Source organism: Paraclostridium sp., assembly GCF_051657365.1.
Lineage (GTDB): Bacteria > Bacillota > Clostridia > Peptostreptococcales > Peptostreptococcaceae > Paraclostridium.
The window spans coordinates 1-2,450 of the sequence record NZ_JBOFKN010000046.1 but is presented as its reverse complement, the minus strand read 5'-3'; the positions used below and the strand labels follow the sequence as shown (position 1 = coordinate 2,450).

Sequence of the window (2,450 nt, the reverse complement as noted above, 5' to 3'; positions counted from 1 at the left end):
AAATCATGTGCAACTTGCCTTACTAGCTTCTTCGACCACGTCACTAAAGAAGTCGATGTCGGGAAGTGTGTAGTTGTTATCTATTTAGATATGCATAAAGCTTTTGATCAGGTTCCGCATAACAGATTAGCACTGAAACTTGAGAACCTAGGTATATCTGATCCACTTTTAAAGTGGCTTAAATCCTTTCTTTCTAATAGATTGCAATCTGTAGAAATTAATTCATGCATTTCATCCTCTCTCCCAATTACTAGTGGAGTTATTCAAGGTAGTGTATTAGGACCTCTTCTGTTTCTAATATACATTAATGATTTTAGCTCCATACTACATACTGGCATCCCATTTCTCTTTGCTGACGACTGTAAGTTAGTATTTTCCTTTCCTATTAATCAAATGGCAATGTATATTGAATTAATTCAGCAAGACCTCCAGGCTATTAGTGAATGGAGTAAAACCTGGCTCTTACATTTTTCTGTGAATTTGTGTAGTGTATTGCCCATTCGCTGTACTATACCAGCCGGTACTTTCACGTTATTAGGGTCAGATATCCCCATCACCTCCTGCGTCCGTGACTTAGGCGTTTTATATTCAAACTCTCTTAACTTTTCAGAATTTGTCCATAAACAAGCTGCTAGAGCAAAACAAATGTTAGCCAGAATTAATATTAATATACACGACAAGCAAGCTAGACTAATACTTTACAAAACGTGCGTTAGACCAGGGCTTGAATACGCATCATTCTTACACACCAATTTAAAAGTAGTTGATAAACTTAAATTAGAATCGCTTCAACGTTCATTTACCAAGCGTCTAATTGGCGACAACGAAAGCCTCACCTATCGTGAACGATGCCTTCTTCTAAACCTTGATCCCTTGTGGCTTCGTCGACTAAAGATAAATCTTTCTTTATTCCACAATCTTTTGCATGCTATGGATCATTCTAATCCCTCAGTTTCTCTGCATCTTAAAAAGCATTATAGTCTACGCAACAACATTTCATCTCTTAGACCAATTTTATCTAAAACTAAACTCCGTTCAAATTTCTTTCTTGTGAAATATGTTAAAATCTGGAACCTTTTACCTCCTCATATCCAGACTATAGATTCTAACACTAATTTTCGAAATGTAATAAAGCGATTGCTAACTCCCGATTTTGTTAAGCACATTGCTGGTCCGTATATAGATAATGATCACTTATATGAGATTGGTCTCCCTAATATATAATAACCTTAGCTTATCTTCATAACGTAGCATCAAAAAGTTCTCATCAATCAAAACTGTAAATATACATTAAGTAGATCATGTTTAACTCTTTGATCTGATTTTATTGTCATAATCAAATAACTATACTTTACTGCTATCCTACCCATCTACACGAGCACAACTCCGACATTGTCAATTTGAAATACTCAGAAATGAATTGAATGAACTTGTGCAAGATGCCCTTGGAATCAACAATTTCGTGCTTCTGTTTAGTCAACATTATCTCATTGTCTCCAAGATGAGCAAGCTCTCTTTGTTACGTTATACCTTCTAAGTGACCTTGCTATCTTCGTTTTATTATCCTTTTTTATACTTGAAATACACATGCTACGCCCACAATCCAACGGATTGAAGTAGAAAGACTCTGACAATGTGCACTTGATCTTCGACGCTTCACCATCTGCAGCATTTCCACCATCCAACTTGAGATATCCAAGCAACTCAACAACTAATAGGATAAACTCTAATCTTCACAACATACCACAATCGTTGCTACAGTGAGTACCGAACACAGGCACCAACAATCTTGCGCAAATTCATCAAGGCAATTATCCATCCCCGGAGTATGTGATCAGCAGTAGAAGCAGCTACCAACTCTCCCCTCATGGTTCAAGGAATCTGTATCTTGTACAGTTTCTAACTTTAGTGCCGTTACACACTCAAAACGATGGATTCACATGCCATTACAAGTGCTTTCACTCAATCATTTGCACATATTGTATGGTGGATGTTATTCACTCTTGATATTACTTGGCACTATTTGTTTCAGCTAACTGAACATCACTCACAATTAGTTTTCTGCTTCTGATTACTCAATTACTGATTTATTGATGCTTCAATTCATCACTATATCTTATTATCTATGCAAATATTATTTATTCAGTAAAGATGTTCCTCTTTTATGATATTCGAAAATCATTCCTTCATTGAAACTTTACTACACAACATGTAGCTTCCCATTTAAAGACTTTATCAACTGAATATTCTTATAATCTGTAACCTTACCTGTTCTTTAAATGTAAAGTTTGATCATGTCCTTTAAAGGCCATGCCTCACATTCGTGAGAATAAAGTATTATTATTATTATTATTATTATTATTATTATTATCTACTTACAACGATCAACTGCAAAGTTAAATTTACAAAACATTTTCCTAATTCTGTCACAACTTGTGACTAAAGATATT

Annotated in this window: 1 protein-coding gene; it reads left to right on the top strand. The window is 35.1% G+C overall.

The features are described from left to right. The coding region (locus tag ACRCYC_RS03535; protein ID WP_438617811.1) for a reverse transcriptase domain-containing protein at window positions 1-1,224 on the top strand (1,224 nt) is incomplete at its 5' end. Between the last annotated feature and the right edge of the window lie 1,226 nt (window positions 1,225-2,450).